The 19,878-nt window shown below is 30.3% G+C and carries 15 protein-coding genes; 4 read left to right on the top strand and 11 right to left on the bottom strand.

Annotation, left to right across the window (positions count from 1 at the left end; all coding sequences use genetic code 11):
- Positions 1-21 precede the first annotated feature (21 nt).
- Entirely contained in the window at positions 22-1,524 is a 1,503-nt protein-coding gene (locus tag KM029_RS20520) for a family 16 glycosylhydrolase (protein WP_144076723.1), read from the bottom strand.
- 94 nt (positions 1,525-1,618) lie between these two features.
- Positions 1,619-2,467 (bottom strand): AraC family transcriptional regulator, encoded by an 849-nt coding sequence (locus tag KM029_RS20525; RefSeq protein ID WP_240050363.1) that lies wholly within the window; start codon positions 2,465-2,467, stop codon positions 1,619-1,621.
- Positions 2,468-3,104: 637 nt separating this feature from the next.
- Between KM029_RS20525 and KM029_RS20530 the strand changes: the two genes are divergently transcribed.
- On the top strand, positions 3,105-4,298 hold the full coding sequence (locus tag KM029_RS20530) for an MFS transporter (RefSeq protein ID WP_144076724.1): 1,194 nt from the start codon (positions 3,105-3,107) through the stop codon (positions 4,296-4,298).
- A gap of 89 nt (positions 4,299-4,387) precedes the next feature.
- Here KM029_RS20530 and KM029_RS20535 read toward each other — a convergent pair whose 3' ends face one another.
- Positions 4,388-5,266, bottom strand: coding sequence for a DMT family transporter (locus KM029_RS20535; protein WP_144076725.1), 879 nt, complete (start codon positions 5,264-5,266; stop codon positions 4,388-4,390).
- Positions 5,267-5,471: 205 nt separating this feature from the next.
- On the opposite strand from KM029_RS20535, the gene KM029_RS20540 reads away from it, so the two are divergent.
- Both KM029_RS20540 and KM029_RS20545 read left to right on the top strand, forming a co-directional pair.
- A complete protein-coding gene (locus tag KM029_RS20540) occupies positions 5,472-6,068 on the top strand; it encodes a Crp/Fnr family transcriptional regulator (protein ID WP_144076726.1) in 597 nt (198 codons plus the stop codon).
- 175 nt (positions 6,069-6,243) lie between these two features.
- The gene (locus KM029_RS20545; protein WP_144076727.1) at positions 6,244-6,645 is read left to right on the top strand and encodes a RidA family protein; all 402 of its coding nucleotides are present in this window, start codon (positions 6,244-6,246) and stop codon (positions 6,643-6,645) included.
- Positions 6,646-6,676: 31 nt separating this feature from the next.
- Here KM029_RS20545 and KM029_RS20550 read toward each other — a convergent pair whose 3' ends face one another.
- Positions 6,677-10,747 carry a hybrid sensor histidine kinase/response regulator transcription factor gene (locus KM029_RS20550; protein ID WP_158631231.1) on the bottom strand — a complete coding sequence of 1,357 codons (4,071 nt, stop codon included), beginning with the start codon at positions 10,745-10,747 and terminating at the stop codon, positions 6,677-6,679.
- Positions 10,748-11,026: 279 nt separating this feature from the next.
- On the opposite strand from KM029_RS20550, the gene KM029_RS20555 reads away from it, so the two are divergent.
- Positions 11,027-12,391 carry a family 16 glycosylhydrolase gene (locus KM029_RS20555; protein ID WP_144076729.1) on the top strand — a complete coding sequence of 455 codons (1,365 nt, stop codon included), beginning with the start codon at positions 11,027-11,029 and terminating at the stop codon, positions 12,389-12,391.
- Between the two features lie 92 nt (positions 12,392-12,483).
- Here KM029_RS20555 and KM029_RS20560 read toward each other — a convergent pair whose 3' ends face one another.
- The 7 genes from KM029_RS20560 to KM029_RS20590 all read right to left on the bottom strand — a co-directional run bounded on the left by KM029_RS20560 (position 12,484) and on the right by KM029_RS20590 (position 19,870).
- Positions 12,484-13,404 (bottom strand): cation diffusion facilitator family transporter, encoded by a 921-nt coding sequence (locus KM029_RS20560; protein ID WP_144076730.1) that lies wholly within the window; start codon positions 13,402-13,404, stop codon positions 12,484-12,486.
- A gap of 176 nt (positions 13,405-13,580) precedes the next feature.
- Positions 13,581-14,951: a DUF1254 domain-containing protein gene (locus tag KM029_RS20565; protein ID WP_144076731.1), complete on the bottom strand. Its 1,371-nt coding sequence runs from the start codon at positions 14,949-14,951 to the stop codon at positions 13,581-13,583.
- Positions 14,952-15,218: 267 nt separating this feature from the next.
- A complete protein-coding gene (locus tag KM029_RS20570; RefSeq protein WP_144076732.1) occupies positions 15,219-15,818 on the bottom strand; it encodes a hypothetical protein in 600 nt (199 codons plus the stop codon).
- Positions 15,819-15,840: 22 nt separating this feature from the next.
- The gene (locus tag KM029_RS20575; RefSeq protein ID WP_144076733.1) at positions 15,841-16,497 is read right to left on the bottom strand and encodes a DUF4136 domain-containing protein; all 657 of its coding nucleotides are present in this window, start codon (positions 16,495-16,497) and stop codon (positions 15,841-15,843) included.
- A gap of 243 nt (positions 16,498-16,740) precedes the next feature.
- A complete protein-coding gene (locus tag KM029_RS20580; protein WP_144076734.1) occupies positions 16,741-17,790 on the bottom strand; it encodes a hypothetical protein in 1,050 nt (349 codons plus the stop codon).
- A 198-nt stretch (positions 17,791-17,988) separates the two neighbouring features.
- Entirely contained in the window at positions 17,989-18,873 is an 885-nt protein-coding gene (locus KM029_RS20585; protein ID WP_144076735.1) for an immunity 49 family protein, read from the bottom strand.
- Position 18,874: 1 nt separating this feature from the next.
- Positions 18,875-19,870 (bottom strand): hypothetical protein, encoded by a 996-nt coding sequence (locus KM029_RS20590; protein WP_144076736.1) that lies wholly within the window; start codon positions 19,868-19,870, stop codon positions 18,875-18,877.
- Positions 19,871-19,878 lie beyond the last annotated feature (8 nt).

The following is a 19,878-nucleotide window of genomic DNA, read 5'->3' on the forward strand; positions in this document are numbered from 1 at the left end:
GTGTTAGTATAGTTTATTAATTTATTTCTTTAAAAATCGGCACACATACTCTTCACCATTTTGAACTACCTTGATAAAATAAAGACCCTTAGAAAGTGAACTTACATTTAAAGCAGTACTCATTTCAGTTGTTGTTTGTATTTTGATTTTCCCAATCACATCATAGATGTATAATTCATATTGTCCGTTAATACCTTTTACAGAAAGTTCGTTTTCTACAGGATTAGGGCTAATAAAAATATTTTCTCTAAATCTATCTAATGCAGTAACCTCATCAACAATTTCAATACCTTTAATTTCATCTACAAGAGACGCTGTTTCTCCACCGTTTTTTGTAGTTTCAAAAGTAGCCTGTAAAGCATAATAGTTACCTGTTGGTAAACCTGCGGTTGTAGTTAAACCAGAGATATCAAATACAGCTTCTGCATTACCTTCTGTTTTTCCAATTATAGTATTATCAGAAACTATTAATTCGTTAATAACATTCCCATCTGTATCTTTTTCTAACAAACGAACCGTTAATTTTTCTTTTGCAACAAACCCACTCCCTGCATCTATTTGACATTCAAAAGTGAGTAAATCATTTTTACCAAACTTCTTATTTGTATAATTTTCAGTAATTGCATTTACTTGAGGTTGAGCTTCCCAAACACGTACATAATCACACAACATTTCTGTTGGGAAACCTTCTTGAGTTGTTTCTTCTTCTACAGGAAAACGAACACCGTTTACGTATTTTACAAATGGTGACCTTAACCCCATAGATACAGTTACATACATTGGTAAATGCCAATATAAATTTTCTTTTCGCCCTCTTTCTACGCCATCAACATACCAAAAAATAGAATCCACTCTGTTTAAGACGCCATATGTATGATACTCATCTCTCGGATCAAAATCTGCATACCATTTATTTTGAGCAATTTCTTTAGAAGAGTGTGGTCTTACTTGAATTAACTGTCCCTCTTCTCTTGCTATAGCATGTAGGTTCATATCTATTGCTTCTGGTCCTTCCCAATCTTTTGTTTCAGAACTCCATTCTCTTTGCGTTAATTCTACAACGTCAATTTCAGCATATTTTGCCTGACCGTCTTCTGTTGGATCAGGTGAGTTTATACTGTACATCCAGAATGCAGGACTTGCCCCAGGAAAACGATCACATCCTTTTATTTTTGCTTCAAAGTAACCATAAGTCATTGGTTGGGCATTTCTAATAATACCCGATTTATAGTACAATTCTTCGTTCTGCCCATAAGTTGTATTACGTCTGTGCGTTTCCTGAATCATTTTAATTTTTAAAGTTCCATTATCAACATAAGCTAATTCTGGCTCCCAAGACCAAACACCCCAATCGTCTGGATCGTTTGTCCATTTTTGAAGGTCTAGGTCATCAAATTCATCAGAGTAACCCTCTTTAAGGTCCCAAACTTTATCTTTATGTACTGCTGGAAGCACTTGTGCAATAGCTGTATATGAAAAGCTAATAAAAAGTAGTGTCGAAAGAAGTATTTTGTAAATGTTCATAGTTAATATCTTAATTACTGATTATAGTACTCTTTGTATGTTTGTCAGTAAAGTTTGTTAAAAAGTAAAAAATGTTGTTGCCTTAATTGTTGTATTATATTGCCATACGGTACTCTTTTGGCGTTTTTCCTATAATTTGTTTAAACTGTTTATTAAAATTGGTGATCGAGTTAAACCCAACTTCATAGCATACATCAGATATCTGATAATTTTCTTGTATTAATAATCGACTTGCATTTTTTATACGCACTTCGTTTAAATATTGTCTGAACGATTTCTTGGTTGATTTCTTAAAAAATCTACAAAAAGAATTCGTTGTTAAACACGCTATATCTGCTATTTCCTGAAGATCAATATCTTTATCATAATGATCGGATACATAAGACAACACTCTGTCAATTCTCTCTGAATTACAGTTTTTGTTTTGCCTCATATCAGAGGTAGATAAAATTTCTTTTCCTTCCATTTCAGATAACTTATTTAAAAGTCCCAAAAGTTTAATTACCTGTTCTGCAAGAGATAAATTGACTAAGTTTTCAATTTCATCTTTTAACATCAAGCTTTGTGCTTTTGGAAAACAAACTCCAAATCTTGATAATTCTAAAAGGTGATTTATATTGTTAAATACTGGTCTATCAAAAGTTCCTTTACCAATAAAATCTCCTTCAAACTTTATCACAATAATTTCAACATCATCTGAGCCTGATACTATCTCATCTTTCCATAGATGTGGTAAATTAGGACCTACTAATACTAAATCTCCTGTATCAAATGGAGATACATTATCTCCTACAAATCGTACTCCCTGACTCTTTACTATATAGATCAGTTCATATTGATGGTGGTAATGCCAAGTTTCATCCTGACACCCCTTAGTTCTTTTAGTAATTTCAATCTTTCTATTTACTTGACTGTCGGAATTTTTAAAAACTAATTTCATCATCTTAGTGTTAGTGTTGGAGTGTTCTAAAGCTATTAGAACAACAGTAATTCATTTCAAGTAGGTAAGTAATTCTTTGTTGCTTTAAAGATGTATACTGCTCTTTATACTAATAGAAGCACTTACTTTTAAAAAATCACTCTCTCGCTTTAGTTATAAATTAATAGTTTGTGCTTTTGAGAGTTTTCTTACTGTAAATTTCACACTTATTAAGAATTAGAGGGCCTTTTTACGTCTCAAAAAGGTATTTATCCGTGTCAATATCCGTCTCAACAACTCAAAAAACTTTGATTTTTTAGTGAGTTACATTGATGATACGGAAAAGTACATTGTTTTTGAGTAGAATTGGTGACTCTAAGTAATTTAAATGTATACATGAGAACAGACCTAAAACATAAAGGGTATTTATATTAGAATAGTACAATTTTAAATCTAATAACTTGTAAAATACTTTGTAAGTATAAGAATCGTATCAATTCTTTTATTTGTAAACTATCATCCCCTTTATTTCGATTTTCTAAAGTGATTTCTTAAAATAAAAGTGGGTAGTTTTGGTTTTCCGTTTTAAAGTAGACTAAATTACTTTTTGATCTTACACTCTATCTAGCACACATCATCAACTTCAACATTAAATTCAGTCATGAAACCTCATAAATACATTCTTCCTATAATTGTCATTTCTCAGTTTTTTTGTACTTCACTTTGGTTTGCAGGCAATGGGGTAATGTATGATTTGATGGTAAACTTTAACCTCAAAGAAAGTGCACTAGGCTACCTTACTTCTAGTGTTCAGTTTGGATTTATAGGAGGCACTTTAATATTTGCATTTTTATCTATTGCAGACCGTTTCTCTCCTTCTAAAGTATTTTTTGTTTGTGCTTTATTTGGTGCTCTATTTAATGTCTGTACTATTTTAGATATTAATACCTATACTAGTATTCTTGGTTTTAGATTTCTTACCGGATTTTTTTTAGCAGGCATCTATCCTGTGGGAATGAAAATAGCTGCTGATTATTATGAAAAAGGACTAGGGAAATCTCTCAGTTTTTTAGTTGGAGCATTAGTGATCGGTACTGCTTTTCCGCATTTACTAAAAGATATAAAAGGTGCTCTTCCTTGGGAGTTTGTCTTAATTACCACTTCTTCCTTAGCCGTTATAGGTGGTCTACTCATGTTACTCTTAGTACCTAATGGACCTTATAGAAAAGCTAGTACTACTATAGATTTAAAAGCTATTCCTAGTGTTTTTAAAAAGCAAAATTTCAGGTCTGCTGCATTTGGATATTTTGGGCACATGTGGGAGCTTTATTCTTTTTGGGCTTTTGTTCCCTATTTACTTCAGACTTATAAAAATTTGCATGCAGAAACAACTTATTCCATACCACTTTTATCGTTTATAATTATTGGTAGCGGTAGTATTGGCTGTATAATAGGTGGTTATTTAGCGAATAGAATTAGTGTAAAAAAAGTAGCAATATTTGCTTTATTATCCTCTGGTATTTGTTGTGTAATTTCTCCTTTCCTCTTTTCTGTTCAATCAGAAATTATATTTTTTACATTTCTTATTTTCTGGGGTATGGTTGTTATTGCAGATTCGCCTCTTTTTTCTACCATGGTAGCTCAAAATGCTCCATCAGCATTAAAAGGAACAGCCCTTACAATTGTTAATTGCATTGGTTTTTTACTCACTATTTTTAGTATTCAACTAATTGATAAATTAAGGTTGTTAACGGATAACCCAAGTATATTAGTAGCACTTGCAATTGGTCCATTTTTAGGGTTAGTAGGGTTAATGAGTAAGGGTACTTCTAATAATCTAGAAACGGTAAGTTAAAGTTAAAGTTAAAGTTAAAATCAAATGAATGAGTACACACCCTAATAGTTTAGTACCACAACTAGAGTATGTACCAAGTCACTTTTATATTAAACACTATCTTTTTTTAAATTAGGAACATTCACCAATATTAGACCAATAATTATTATCACAAAGCCTACAAAATGGCCAGTAGAAAAATTATCTCCTTGGATAATTACTCCTAATGTTATTCCAATTGCAGGTACTAAATAATTTGTTAGACTTGTAAATGTAGAACCAGAACTTCTTACTAACGAAAGGTACATATAGTAGACAATACCTGATGCAAAACTACCTAAAAGCATTAATTTTAACCATAAGTCTGAATCTATTGCAGAGAAATGGTTATCTGATACTGTTAAAGGTAAAATTATGATAGATGAACTCAATAATATCGCTCTTGTAAAACGTAATGACGAAATATCTGTAGGGATTCTTGACATTAATAGTAAGGCTAAAGAGAAGCTAAAGGCACCAATAAGAATAAATACAATAGATAAAACATTTACATTTTCTGTTGTAATCAGGTCTTGATATACCAAAACAATCAACCCCACAAAGCCAACAAATAACCCTATGAGTTCAATTGCTTTTATTTTTCTTTTATTAATAATTCTCTCTAATAAGATTGTCATTAATGGAATACTTGCCATAAGTACAGAGGTTACCGCACTAGAAACCTCTTGTTGCCCATAGCCATTAAGAATAAATGGAACAACACTTTCGCAAAATGTAAGTGCTATTAGTAGATATATTAGTTTTTTTGTCCATTTGATTTTTGGTTCTTTCACCATAGGTAACTTTAAAAGTAAAGTTAAAGTTATGCAACCAAATAAGACTCTATAAAAAGCCAATTCAAAAGGTGTAATTACTTGAAGGGCATCATCATTTAATATAAATTGACTACCCCAAATTATAGCTATTAGAAACAACAATAAGAACTTCATATTATTTATCTTTTATTTATGGTTATATAATGGTATGCAAAAGTAAAGAACGAAATCTTACCATCACTAGACATATGTTTAGTCGACTAGTATTTCTATAAATTATTGTACTATAAATACGATTTTTATTATTTGTAAAAGTTGATGAATGTTCTTTACGTTAATTTGATGTATTTTATTAGTACACTAAAGATTAATTTATTTTATGCCAAAGCATCAAGAATACATTCCTTTTCTTAAAAAAATACTTGATAAATATTCAAGTGTGTCTACAGAAAGTATTCAGAAATTATTAAATGTATCAGAAGTAGTTTCTTTTGATAAAGAGATTGAAATACTACGTGTTGGGGAGGTGTCTAAATACAATTATTTTCTTATTAAGGGAGCTGTTATTTCTTGTTATTTAAACAAAGAAGGCAAATTGTATCATAAAAATATCTTCTTAGAAAATTCTAATGTTGGTTCTAAAGTATCTGCGCTAACTCAAAGCCCTTCTAATTTTTCTTTGGAGACTATTGAACCTTCAACGCTTTTAAAAATACACTACAAAGAGTATAAAGAAATAATTGATCAAAATCTTGACCTAAAGAATTTCTACTTATCATATTTAGAAACACATTGGGTTATTGACAAAGAAAAGCGTGAAATTGATATCGTTTTAAAAGATGCCTCTGATAGATATTTAGAATATATAGATCAAAATCCAGGTATAGAAAAAAGAATCCCTTTAAGATACATCGCTTCTTTCTTAGGAATTACACCAACTCAATTAAGCAGAATAAGAAAAAAGGTTCATAAATAATTTCAGAATCAACATATGTAAAGTACAATGCCATTTTCACGTAGTACCTTTACACCATAATAAAATAGTTAACAAATTCACAATCATATCTTTAAAACGATTTACACACCCTATAACAATACTATTTTATTGGAAATAAATTATAATAAAAACCATTTAATAAATCCATTAGATTATGAAAATCACTCACAACAATCCACAAAAATTATATGATCCAACACCTAATGGCTACTGCCATTCAATAAAAATCCCTGCCAATGCAGAATATATTTATTTTTCTGGGCAAAGTGGCGGAGAAGGATTAAACCATTATTTATCTAAAGATTTTAGAACTCAAGTAAAAGTTGTACTCCAAAACCTTAAAATTATATTAGATGAATATGATTTACAACCGGAAAGTATTATAAAAATTACAGTTTTAATCGTAGATCATGATGAGCAAAAATTAAAAATATGGAGTGAAGAAATGACTTCCCTCTGGGCTAAGGTTTTCTATCCTACAAGTACGCTTATACCCGTTCCAAGATTAGCATTAGATGGTATGCAGATTGAAGTAGATGCAATAGCTGTAAAGTAATAGATAGTAGGTTGTTTTTAAATGAAATGACCTACTCTACTTTTTTTGCTACCGCATATTTACTTGGAGTAATTCCATAAATCTCTTTAAACGATTTGCTAAAATGTGTTCTACTTTTAAAACCAACCATAACCACTACATCGGCAACAGAATATTGACCTTCACAAAGTAATTCTGCTGCTTTTTTTAATTTATATGATCTAATTAAATCCTGAGGTGTTGTATCTGAGATAGCTTTTACTTTTCTAAAAAACTGACTTCTACTCATGTAAAGTTCTTTAGCAAATTCTTCTAAGTCTATATTTTCATTGGTTAGGTTCTCCTCTAGCAGTTTATAAAATTTATTCACAAAAATTTTATCTTCCTCTGTTTTTTGTTTCTTCTTTAAGGGCATTGGTGCTTCTACCTGGAATTTAGTTTGGAGCGTTTTTCTATTATTTAAAATATTTTTGAAAGTGGCAATTAAATGTTTTACCTCAAAAGGTTTAGTAATGTACATGTCTGCTCCTACCTCTAGTCCTTCAATTTTTTCTTCTGTTGATGACCTAGAAGTAAGCAAAACAACAGGAATATGATTTGTTTTGGGATTGCTTTTTATTTGTTTACATAATTCAATACCATTCATTTCGGGCATTATAATATCACTCAATATTAAATCTGGCCATTCACTTTCTAAAGCATCCATACACTCTTTTCCATTAGAAAAAGTAACTACAGCAAAATACTGGTTTAATATTTTTGTAATAAAGTTTCTAAGGTCGGTATTGTCTTCTACATAATAAATAGTAACATCACTATGTTCGTTTTCTTGAATAATTTCTGATAAATCAATTACTTGATCTTCTACTCTTTGTCTCTCATCATGTGATTCTAATGATAGAATTTCATCTATACGTTTCTCACTTAACACATCTTCTTTACGGATCTCTAGAGGTAAAAACACTTCAAACTTAGTCCCTTCACCCAATATACTACTCACCTTAATTTCACCTTGGTGCATTTCTACAAGCATCTTGGTTAATTCCAACCCAATACCTGTACCTACAGAATATTTTTCGCCTTTGCTTGATTGATAGAAACGTTTAAATAGATGTGCTAAATCCTCTTCTGGAATTCCTATTCCTGTATCAGAAACACTTAAATATAATCCTCCTTTCCTCACATTATAAGTGATAGAAATTGTATCTCCTTTTCTAGTAAATTTAAAAGCATTGTTTAAAAGATTATTGACTACTACTTCTAATTTATGCTCATCTGCCAAAACAAAAAGTTTATTTGCTTCTCCTTCTAAAATCAACTTTTTATTAGAATCTTCTGCTAGTTTATCAAAATCTTGTTTTACATCAGTAACAAGGTCCGTAAAATCGAAAGTAGTATATTTTAATTTTAGAATATTTTCATCAGCCTTTCTAACATCATGCACCTGTTCTACTAACTGAAACATTTTCTTTGACTGTCTTTGTATTAAATCAATGTGTTGAAATGCATCTTGATTTGTCTCAAACATTCCTTTTAGAACAGATATAGGACCACTAATTAGCGTAAGAGGTGTTCTAAACTCATGCGAAATATTCATAAATAATTTTAACCTTGCAGCATCTAATTCTTCTAAACGGTTTTTATCAAATTGCTCTATTTGTAAATTATATTCTAAAGTTTTCATGCGTAATAATGTCAACATCACCATAGCAATTACTAAAAATATAAGAATGAAATAAAGCCCTTTTGCACCATTAGAATTCCACCAAGCATACTTTACATGAATTTTTATTCTTTTTGTTGGCGACCATTCATTTTTTGAGTTCGATACCTGTGCTTCGAATGTATATTCTCCGGGTGGTAATAAACTAAAGTTTACGATTTTATTATTTGATGTTACTTCTAACCAAGAGTTGTCTTTGGGTAATAAACGATAGCGAATGTGGTGGGCTTCAGTATTGGAATAATGCAAAGAGATAAGTTCTATTGAAATACTTCTCTGATTATACTCAAGAGTAATTTCGTCAGAATCATTTAGTGGTTTATATAAAATAGCTTCTTTATTGTCTTTGCTTTTTACTCTTACTATTTGGTTATGCACCTTTAGATCTCCAAACAGAAGAGGCGGAATATTACTCTCATTAGGAACCAAGTCTGGGTTGAAATAGCAAATTCCATTATTACCCCCAAAAACCATCATCCCATTTAGTAATTTAGTAGAACTCACTTCAAAAGAAGCAGGTACCAAGCCATCTTCGGTGGTATAATTTCTAAAGTTTTCTGTCTCTGGATCAAACTGGTTAATACCTTGGTTGGTTGCAATCCATAACCGCCCTTTATTGTCGTATTGAAACGTCATCACGTCGTTATCATCCAGACCGTCGTTTTCTGTAAATGTTTTAAATTTAATTAAACCATTTTCTTCAATAACTTTTGTAATCCCTCCTTCTAAAGTTCCTAACCATAAATCGCCATTGGGAACACGTTGCATACAATTTATTGCATAAACTGGTAATGATGTTGTGTCGTTTTTAATAGGGATAAAATGTTGAAATGTAGCCTCTGTCAATGGTTTGTTATGAGAATAATTTATACGGAATAAACCATCTGATTGTGTACCTAACCATATACAATCTTGTTTTGGGTCTGCATAAATAACTTTTGTAGCTAGGTTATAATTATAGGGCACATTACCAAGGTTCCTAATTACTTCTATTTCTTTAATTTTACCATTAGAGTGCATAGAAAACCTATATAATTTTCGTAAACCAGCTACCCATATATCTCCGTATTTATCTTGAGAAAATCCACGAACTGATTCATCATTTAAAATAGGATATTCAGGGCTCATTAATTGTTTCCATGGAACAACAAGGTTTTTCTTCTGAAAAACGCCCACTCTTAAACTACCTCCCCAAATTGTACCGTATGTATCTTTTAGAACTCTTGTAATTACCTGATTATACACTCCAGGTTGTTTTACCTCTTTAATCGAGTTGTTATTAATATTGAAAACCTTAGCATTGTTAGCATTCAGTGTTATCATTACCTGTTCATGGTCTAGAGTTATCATGCTAACTACCTGACTAGATGTATTCACTACCTGCCCATTATTTTTTAAATTAGAATATTTAAAAGGTCTTTCTTCACTTCTAAATTTAAAAAGTCCTTGATTAAAACTTCCAATCCAACCTCCATCTTCAGTTAATAAAATACTACTTAATCGAGTAAATTCAGAAGTAAAAGAGAATTTAACTACCTGTTTATCTATGTTTTTAACATAAGTAGGATTACCAATTACGGCCAAATCATTATTATTTTTCATTAACCATAATTCTCCATTTTCTCCTAATTCAATTTGCGAGTAATCTTCTCCACTAAACGCAATTGCTTTTAAATTATAGTTATCGTTTTTAATACTAATAATACCCAAAAACCTATAATTTAAGGCATAAATAGTGGAGTTGCCATCAAATGCTATGTCTAAACAAAATGGAAAATCTCCTTCAAGAATTCTTCTACATTTACCAGTACTTAATGTTGCTTTAATTATACCCGAATTAGTTGCAAGTAGAATGTTATCATTGTCTATTTTATCAATATTGAATGATTTAAAACTACCTATATTAATAAAATTAGGAAGGATAATAGAATGAAAAGAATAATCTGATTTATTTATCAAAATTACACCTTTTTTTAAAGTATTACAGATAATATAATCATGCGTTTCTATTATCTTATTGATGTATGGACCTAGTTCCTCGCCAATTGTATTTTTATTTGTATAAAGTACTTTAAATTGTTGTTTTTGATAAAGATATACAGACACTCCTTTTTCTGTTCCTATTAAAATATTGTTGTTTTCGTCTTTGTATAAAGAATGTATTCTATTACTTACCAACCCAGAATCTGTAGAATGATAAAAGGTTTTAAATTCATAACCATCAAAAATATTTAAGCCCTTAAAAGTTCCCACCCATAATAACCCATTATTATCTTGAGCAATAGAGGTTACTCCAAAATGAGAAAGCCCATTTTCAATAGTTAATTGTTTAGATATATCTACCTCAAAACCACTAATTTGTGCTAATAGCGTTGTGTTTCCACATAATATAAATAACACTGAGAAAGCTAGTAGATTAAGTTGTTTAATTGAGCGTTTTGTAAAGTTTAAAATCATCAAAAAAGTAAATCCTAATTCTGTACTAATTACTTAATAAAAAATAATTGCAGTAAAACCGTCTGCTAAATAGCTAAATTTATAAAACATAAAATATAAATACTTCATCAAAATTACCCTATTTATAGAGGCAAAATAAAACGTAATAGATAATTATTAGACAGTAAAAATGTAGTACGCTTACTAATTTGTGGTCATCATTTAATTCTAAAAAATGAGAACATGCAAGTAAACAAATTTCATATCTATATATTACTTCTCTTTCTATTTTCCTGTCAACAGATTACATCAAATGACACTCCTATTGCAGAAGACATAGAAAAAAAGCAGCACACTCCGATATTTAGTTTTGAGCCCACAAATGAATGGGTGTTAAACCAAGAGATAAGCGATGATTTTAATGATCCTATGATTGATTCTACAAAATGGTTTGTACAAGGAAAAAACAATACTTTTTATAAATGGAAAGGAAATGCACCATCGGAATATGCCGAACATAATGTATTTGTAAAAAACGGAAAACTAATTATTAGAGCTTTATGGCAACCGAATTTTCCTTTTAGTACTGCTACCGTTGAAGGAAGAAACTACGAAAATGTTACTACTGGAGCAATTGTAAGTAAACATACTTTTTTAAATGGTTATTTAGAAATTAGAGCAAAAACAGCCTCAGCTAATATTTGTAGTTCAGTTTGGGCTACTGGGTACGAATCTGGTTTAGAGATATTTCAACAAATACCTACTCCTAAAACAAAATTATCTAAACCTTTATACAATGTTGCAATCAACAATGGTGAAAAAACAAATAAAGATAAACTTGATACCTATTTTAACTACAACTATGATATATCTAGTAATGTAAGTAGTGCTTTCCATACTTATGGTTGCGAATGGAATAAAAATTATATTAAACTTTATTTTGATGGCACTCTAATTTATCATTTAAAACGAGAGGATTTAAAACATGCTTGGGTGTTAAATAACCCACTTGAATTATGGATTGATACACAAACAAAACCTACTTATGGATTACCTCGTGAAAACGAATTACCCGCTCAATTTGAAATTGATTATATACGTTTGTGGCAAAAAAAGAAAGAAAACCTTTTATCACAAAACTTCTTTGGGTTCGAAGGTCCTTTTGAAAATACAAACTTAAAAAGTTTACAAAAAGAATATACACATTGGAATTTAGGAAAAGAGAATAATCAGTTGTCTATTTCTAGCGAACGTGCAGCTTCTGGAAATAAATGCTTAAAAATAATGGCTACTTCTAACTTTTTAAATCCAAAGTTTGAAAGTAAAACTAAAATAACTGCCATCCCGAAAGGACGTTATTCTTTTGAAGCAAAAATATGGAAAGAGAAAGCAGGTAATTTTCAATCTTTTATATTTTCAAGCGAAAATAGATTAAGTCAAATAATTATACCTCTTAAACATTTACCTAATGAAAAATGGGTAACAATAAAACAACATTTTGAAGTAAAAAAAGACACAGAAATTGATAGTTTTACGTTTCAATTCTTAACCAAAAAAAGTAGTTCAAGTACTTTATATGTTGATGATATTCAACTACAAAGAATATAAAAAAAAACCGATTTCCTAAATGAATAGGTGAACCGGTTTAAAGTCTGGGCTATTTATAAAATTATTATTTTAGAGCATTTACTTATTGTGTACTATAGCCAACGTTTATCATAAGTAAAAGAGACATCTAATTTTAAACTCTCCGAAATATCTTTTAATTCTTTATATAATTCTGCTCTAAAATGATCTTGTTTTTCTACGGAATTAAAAAGTTGATTTTCTATGCTGATTTTTGTCTTTTTATTAAGAAGAATAACTAAAAGAATATAAACTTCTCTACCTGTTTTTGTTACAGATTTTTGATGAGTAACAACCTCATCAGTACTTTCATGTCTTTTTAAAATGGAATGCACTCTATCTGTAATTTCTTCACTTGCTTCCATCAACACCAATTCACTTACAGACTCTTTAATTGTCTTATAAGGCATCTTTAAAATAGAAAGCATTAATATAATCGTGATAATTGGATCTACATAAGAAATAATTTCCGGGTATGTATCTTTTAAGAAAGAAGCTACTAAAAATGAAACTCCCATACCTGCAGTTAACAGTGTATCCATTAACCAATTTGTAGTTTCTACTTTTAATATTGGGGATGGTATTTTCTTACTTCCAATTAATACAACTATATACGCAATTACACAACCCGACATGCAGAGCACAAAATAATACATTGATGCTGTAAAATCGGGTATATTCCCTCCTTCAGATAACGAATGTATACTTTCTGACATTCCAAAAAGAATGACCATTACTATTAATAACCCTCTGAATAAATTAATTAATGGCTCATAAGATGCATACCCAAATGGATGAGATTTTGATACTGGCTTTTTTAATAAATAGATAACACCTAACGATAAGAAAGACATTACAGTTAGTAATGTTGAGTACATGCCATCAATTAAAATGGCAGATGAGTGTGCTGTGTAACCAAAATATAACCCACATAATGCTAATAGTGCATTTGCTCCTAAAGAGAAGGACATTATTTTACGTTCTGTGAATTTCATTTTTCTTACTATTTATAACTAAAGCACAATTCCTTTTCCTATCCTACGCATTTTATTGTAATCCGTTTTTTTAATTAACAGTTAACTGTAATTTCCACTTTGTTATTTATACTAGAAATAAGAATATAAGATGAGGTTAACTATCATTCTTATATCCTTATTTCTTAAAGAATACCTTAATCTATTTTCTTAATATTTGGCAGTTGGTAAGAACCATCTAAAATGCTTTCTTTTGGCCAATACATTCTAAATAATATTTTGAAAGTTCCTTTAGGTGTAGGAATCCAATTGTAATCAGAAACCCCTTTTGGCTGCTTAGAAGACAGGTATAAATCTAATGATCCATCTTTGTTATATTTAATGTCCATATTACTTCCGCTAGCATATCTTTTTTCTGTATTCGCTTCTAAATAACCCTCATTATTATAAGCAGTAATTGACCAGAAACCACCAACTTCTGGAGTGCCATTAGGAGGAAATGAAATTTTATAAATATTCGTTCCTTCAAGTTGTTTTAAATCTCCATCTAACTGAGATACACCATATACAGCATCCTGAGGTATATTGGCTCCTATACCCCAAACAGCATAATAAGCTCTTCTGCTATAATCAACACCCCAATCTCCCATATCTTCGATTTTGAAATCCCAAGCTGTTTTTTGTTCATTACCTTTATAAAATATACCTAAGAATTTTTTTGTTGACTTTTCTAAACCTGCTTTTAATGTTGCTTTAGTAGCTTCGTCAAGATCATTATAACTTACATTCTTTTTAAAGAATGAGTAGTCTTTTAAGAAGGCAGCATCGGCAGCAGCCGGAGGGTTTGTTCTTAACATATCAAAGAAAGTTGTATAAAATGTTTCTGTATCCATTGCTAAAGAAAAAGGTACAGGTTTTTTCACTTTCATGGCCTGAAAAGTTGGCTTGTACTTATTTACTCTTGCAGTATAAGGTCTAAGAATATATTCATCTTGAAGCTTATTGGCAACAAGAGCATCTGCATCATTATCTGCTTGTATTCTACCTGTAATCCAAACCATAGAAGTAGGACAATTTACACGTTCATACCCATCAGGTACTTTACCATTGTAGCTACTTAAGGTTAGAAAATATTTTTGTGCTTTCTGCCCTGTTGTTCGTGATCCAAAACTTTTAAATGTATTTGTCCATGCATCTATCAATGGCATAACATAATACCTTTTATTCATATCTGGAATTTCAAATAAAACAGGTCCTTCACTTAAATCAACCCACCCTACACAGTAAAGCGTATTACGGTTACCTAAAACTACAGCAGTATTTTCAGGCTGAGCCAATTTTTTAAACATGATAAATTTATTCACATCATCACCTTTTCTTAATGGTGAAGTAAGCATTGCATCTTGGCTTATCTTCATCATTACTAAAGGATAGGCGTAATCATAAAATGCTTCTGATTGCTTTTCTGTAATTTTTGTATTTTCATTACTACATGAAAACATCAATGAAGAAATAAAAAGACTAACTAGAAATAATTTAATTGAACTAATTGTTGATTTTAAAGACATAATATTGAGGAGTTTAAGAGGTTCACTATTTATAAATTACATTTAATTCTTTACTTCCTATTAACTAAATTGATATACATTCTGAAATCAATAAATAAAGAAGACAAATCTTTTCTTTATCCAAGTTAATAGTAACAGCTAACAAATAACTTAATATGTTACACTGTTACTTTTAAAACGATACTACACTACAATTAGTTTAATGCATTAACAGTTATAAAGCGTTATTTTATTAAAATTATTCTGAAACTATGAAAATGAATACAATCAAAAATCTAAAGCAATGCCAATATTAAATGCCCAATAACCAACACTATCATGCCCTTTTGAGCCTGTTTGATAATTATATTTAGCACTTGATAAAATAGAAGTACCACTATTTCTTAAAGGAATAAGTAATCCAATTTCTGGAACAAATGTGAACCCCCAATACACATCAGATGTGGCTATACCACCAACTTGTACATTATAAAATACACCTGCCCCTCCAATTCCTAATCCAGCGTAAGGTTGAATAAATTTAAATTTCTGAAAATAATAATGTGAAGTAAAAACAGTAGAAAGTGCAGTTGCATCTTTAAATGTTTCTCCGGTAAGTGCTACTACATCTGATGTGTATACTTGATTGCCGTATGCTTGAGAAAAATTACGCATCCCGATAGTAAAGCCACCTGATATATTTTCTGTAAAAAAGTGTCTAAATTCTATATCTGTTCCTTTAAAAGAAGCATCTGAAATAGATTTATTTACCGCTGCGGTTGGAATACCAATACTATATGACAAACCAATAAAATCTTGAGAAAAAGTGAATTGACTACATCCCAAAATACTACCTAGTGTAATTATTATAATTTTTAATTTATCCATAATATCAATATTTCAGTATATTTTACTTTACAGAGATATAAGGAGATATTTTAAACATTAAATGTATACCATCTTCTATCCTTTTTTGATTACTCTCTGTATCAGCATCAGTAGCCCCAGCCAGAAAGCCTTGCCAAATTACAGGATGCTCAATCCTATTATCTACTATTAAATCTATTCTATTATCAACTAATTCTACAATTATAGCACTTTGATCGTACACAAAGCTACTAACCATAGAATAGCTATAATATGGATAATAACCATACTCTCCCCATACTTTATCCCATAAAGAAGCAGTAGGCCATGCTGTAACTGCATTAATATTTTGGTTATTTATATACAGTAGAATGCTTAAATCTGCACCGTTAATTGCTTTTGTCTTCGTGTATTCGTACCCTACTGCTCTCATTTCCTCCATTGTCTTTTCCATTATCCATGTATCTACAGTAGTGTTATTATATGTAGATACACTATCGTTCTCTTCCAGGTGGATTACACCATTCTGAAACATAAACGTTGTGGAATTATCAAAGCTTTCAAGAAAATCAATATTCTTAACTGTAATTACATTGTCATAATCAGAAATATCAGAAGGAACTTCTTCTGTTAAAGAACAAGATGTAAAAGTAACATGACTTAGAGAGGCAATTAATAAATAAATAAAGGTGCGATTCATATATAGATTTTTAAATGAGATTAGTTAGATAAACGAATTTCATCGATCTATTTATTATGAATTTTGCTGAAAAAATATAAAAATATGTTTTTTATAAAGGTGATACTACTTACTAAGTATATTTCAATTTTATTCTGAACACCTATCTTATCAGTATTTACCAAATGATAAACCTCCTTTATCAGTATAGAAAAGAAGATTCTGTAATAATAATGTTTTAAACCATTTCCTAAAAAGGTAATGTTAATTGAGTGGTGGTTGCTCTATATGCTGTAAGAACGTTGTGATAACATCATCCCAATGTCCTTTTTTATAGTCTGGCTGTTTATTTTCATCTAAAAGGAAATAATTATGGTCACAATTGGCCCAACGTTTAACTGTTAGGTTATCCTTTCCTTGTTCTATAAAAAATAAAGGCATTATATCACATAATTCAGCTGCGTTATCTTCTGTTCCATAAGTTAGAAATATTGGTATGTTTAGAGCCAACCAATCATCAAATAATGGCTCTGAGAATGAGTTATATCCTTTTAAGTAACTATTAACTTTCAGTGAATCTGGATTAAATGAATCCTCATAATATTTATAATTTAAATTGATTCTTTTTTCCGCTTCCTTCCAAGTAATTTTATTGTTACGAGCATCCTGTTTTGCAATTCTAATAAATTGATCTACTCTACCAAATGGGTTTGCACCACTTAAACCAATATGTGAGATGTCTTTATTTTGTATAGCTAATTTTGTAGCAACTTTACTACCTTGTGAATGTCCGAAAACAACACACTTAGAAGTATCTACCCAAGGTTGTTTTTTCAAAAAATCTAATACTCTTATCCCCCTATCAACATAATTATTTAAATAATCTGCTTCCGTAAACTCTTTTAAAATTTGTTGTGGTTGCTTAGGGTCTGGTATATAAAAATTACCATATGGGCTTAAATGAGTACTATCTACAAAAATTGGTGTATGTGGCATAGAGATAACCACTAAATGATATTTTTGAGTAATTGCATTAAAATTAAAATTAGAAATTCCACCACCAAAGAAAAATGGTGAATCAGTACCTTTTATCCCCATAAACATAGGTAACGGCAGAGAGCCTTGACAAAATAAAAAAACAGGTTTTTTTTGTGTTATATCAGTATCAACAACAATAAAATTTATACTATCCGCTTCTATACTCGATTCTAAATTAATTACAGTTACCTTATCATACAATTTGTAACTTTCCTGAGAAAAGCTGTTTAAACTCAAAAGTAATATTAGATAGGTTAGGTGTAGTTTGTTATGCATTGATTAATGGTTTTAATTAAGCACTAATATTGATGTTTTTTTTTATTATCAATAGTTTTTAAGATTATACTTTACAATTATTTTATAAAGAGATATCAATGGCTTATTTAACTGCTATGAGTTTATAAACAACAAGCCAACCTAGTTTTTGAAGGTTGGCTTGTTGGGTTATGACTAATCTCGTTAAAAGATTAGCATTTAGATGTCAAATTCTTTTTTATATAACCACTCAGGAATATATTCCGAACTGACATTAATCTTTACGCCTCTATCATATGCCATAGTAACAGGAGCCAAGAGTAGCCAACTGACCCATCCTTTTGAAGCATCGGCTGAATGATCGGTATCATCACTTTCATCTGTATAATACTCTTGATGAAGTCTTAAGGCTTTTTCTAACTCTTTATTAAATAAGTCATCGTCTTTACGGAAAAGTGCATCGTATACACATAAAAGGGGTTCAAATTGATTTAATACAAATTCTGCTGCAAATTTTTCATCAAGGTAATTCCCTACAAATGGTTTTGTGGCTTCAAAAGCTTTGATTGTTAAGGCTTGTGTGGGGTTTTCTATTGCTTTAAAAAATTGGATAAGGATATGATCCAATTTATCATAATGAGCATTTGAAAGCTTAAAGTATTCTTCTTTGGCTTTTAACATCAAATCAAAACCTTCCCTATCCCTAAGCACAATAAAAATGCTTAAATATCTTAACCAAGAATTAAAGTCCACTAAAAGTTTTAGCCCCTTTGGTGCTTTCACTTGATGTGTTTTTCCTTCTTCCAAACTTATCTCTACCATTTCTTCTGGATTGTAAGCTAAGGTATAGTGTGCTTTGGCAAATCGTTTAATTAAAGAAAGAAAATAAATTTGTTCTTCTCGGTGATTGTCGCCTTCTAGGACTGATAATCTCCAAAGTAAATCAAGAAAGCTCCTTGTATTTAAACCTATTCTATCTGTATCTTCAATAAAAATATTTTCTTTAAAGCTTTCTTTGATCACTTCTTTGCGCCTTCTTATAGCTCGATAAACTAAATCAATGTCCTTAGATCTATGTGTATTATTTCTTTTAATATGTATCATATTATTGCTTGTTAAACTCTAGTTTAAATTTTGAAATTTTTGTTGGTTTCAAAGCCCCTGTATTAGTATTAAATTCTTGCTTTACTAAGAGGTAATCTATCTTTTTTGCATCATAAGCAACGGATAATTCATCTGCTAAATCTTTTGCATTTTGATCTCCTCTTTCCTGCATATGATCTATAATACTTAAAAGATACTCATCTGTTCCTTGTTCGTAGTTTTTTTGCTCATACAAACGAGTACCAATTTTTGAACTTCCCCCTTTTGCCTCTACAATAATAAATTTTTTGTTTTTAGTGTCATAATAAATTCTATCAAATTGACCTGATTTACCTGGCATTACAAATTCGAGAGGTTTCATTGTGGCATCATTATATATTTCGGGGATTAATTCATCGGAAGCTTTTTCTGCCGCTTTTTCAGACTCTAAACCAATTTTATTTTTTGTGGTTTTATAATCACTCGATGTTTTATCCTCTATTTCTTTTAAAGCATTTCTGTATTTATCTCTCTCTTCTTTAATCGCATTTAAAGCATCTGACGCAGGATCTTGTTGTTCAATATATACTCCATCTATTATTTTTGGATCATCTGGCAAGAAGGAGTCATCAAATTTAGCAAATTTTTCAATACTTTTTTGTTCTGCCAATATCTCACGCACTGCGGTTTCATTTTCAGCAGTACTTAGATTACTAATTAAATTCTTCTTGGATTGACTTGCTTGTATACCTGCTTTTATTTCTCCTACAAGCTGAGGGTATTCTTGATAAACATTGCTTAGATTCTCTAAATATTCAGGACTACTTCGAATTATAGAATTCTTTTCTAAAGTATAAAATGTAATTAAAATGATTGGATCTGAAGTCAATTTCTCTAATTCTTCTCCTCCTTTTTTACACGCTTCTATTAATGCCGACCATTTACAAGGATCTCCCGAAATAGCTTTTGCACTAAAAAATGGAAGAAGGAATAATAAGAATAAAATAATCTGTTTCATAATAGCTT

This window comes from Flammeovirga kamogawensis (assembly GCF_018736065.1).
GTDB classification, from domain to species: domain Bacteria; phylum Bacteroidota; class Bacteroidia; order Cytophagales; family Flammeovirgaceae; genus Flammeovirga; species Flammeovirga kamogawensis.

Coding starts and splice junctions, on each gene's coding strand:
- KM029_RS20525 (WP_240050363.1), bottom strand. CDS start 2,467: ATGATGAAATTAGTTTTTAAAAATTCCGACAGTCAAGTAAATAGAAAG.
- KM029_RS20530 (WP_144076724.1), top strand. CDS start 3,105: ATGAAACCTCATAAATACATTCTTCCTATAATTGTCATTTCTCAGTTT.
- KM029_RS20520 (WP_144076723.1), bottom strand. CDS start 1,524: ATGAACATTTACAAAATACTTCTTTCGACACTACTTTTTATTAGCTTT.
- KM029_RS20560 (WP_144076730.1), bottom strand. CDS start 13,404: ATGAAATTCACAGAACGTAAAATAATGTCCTTCTCTTTAGGAGCAAAT.
- KM029_RS20580 (WP_144076734.1), bottom strand. CDS start 17,790: ATGCATAACAAACTACACCTAACCTATCTAATATTACTTTTGAGTTTA.
- KM029_RS20575 (WP_144076733.1), bottom strand. CDS start 16,497: ATGAATCGCACCTTTATTTATTTATTAATTGCCTCTCTAAGTCATGTT.
- KM029_RS20535 (WP_144076725.1), bottom strand. CDS start 5,266: ATGAAGTTCTTATTGTTGTTTCTAATAGCTATAATTTGGGGTAGTCAA.
- KM029_RS20565 (WP_144076731.1), bottom strand. CDS start 14,951: ATGTCTTTAAAATCAACAATTAGTTCAATTAAATTATTTCTAGTTAGT.
- KM029_RS20570 (WP_144076732.1), bottom strand. CDS start 15,818: ATGGATAAATTAAAAATTATAATAATTACACTAGGTAGTATTTTGGGA.
- KM029_RS20545 (WP_144076727.1), top strand. CDS start 6,244: ATGAAAATCACTCACAACAATCCACAAAAATTATATGATCCAACACCT.
- KM029_RS20540 (WP_144076726.1), top strand. CDS start 5,472: ATGCCAAAGCATCAAGAATACATTCCTTTTCTTAAAAAAATACTTGAT.
- KM029_RS20585 (WP_144076735.1), bottom strand. CDS start 18,873: ATGATACATATTAAAAGAAATAATACACATAGATCTAAGGACATTGAT.
- KM029_RS20555 (WP_144076729.1), top strand. CDS start 11,027: ATGCAAGTAAACAAATTTCATATCTATATATTACTTCTCTTTCTATTT.
- KM029_RS20590 (WP_144076736.1), bottom strand. CDS start 19,870: ATGAAACAGATTATTTTATTCTTATTATTCCTTCTTCCATTTTTTAGT.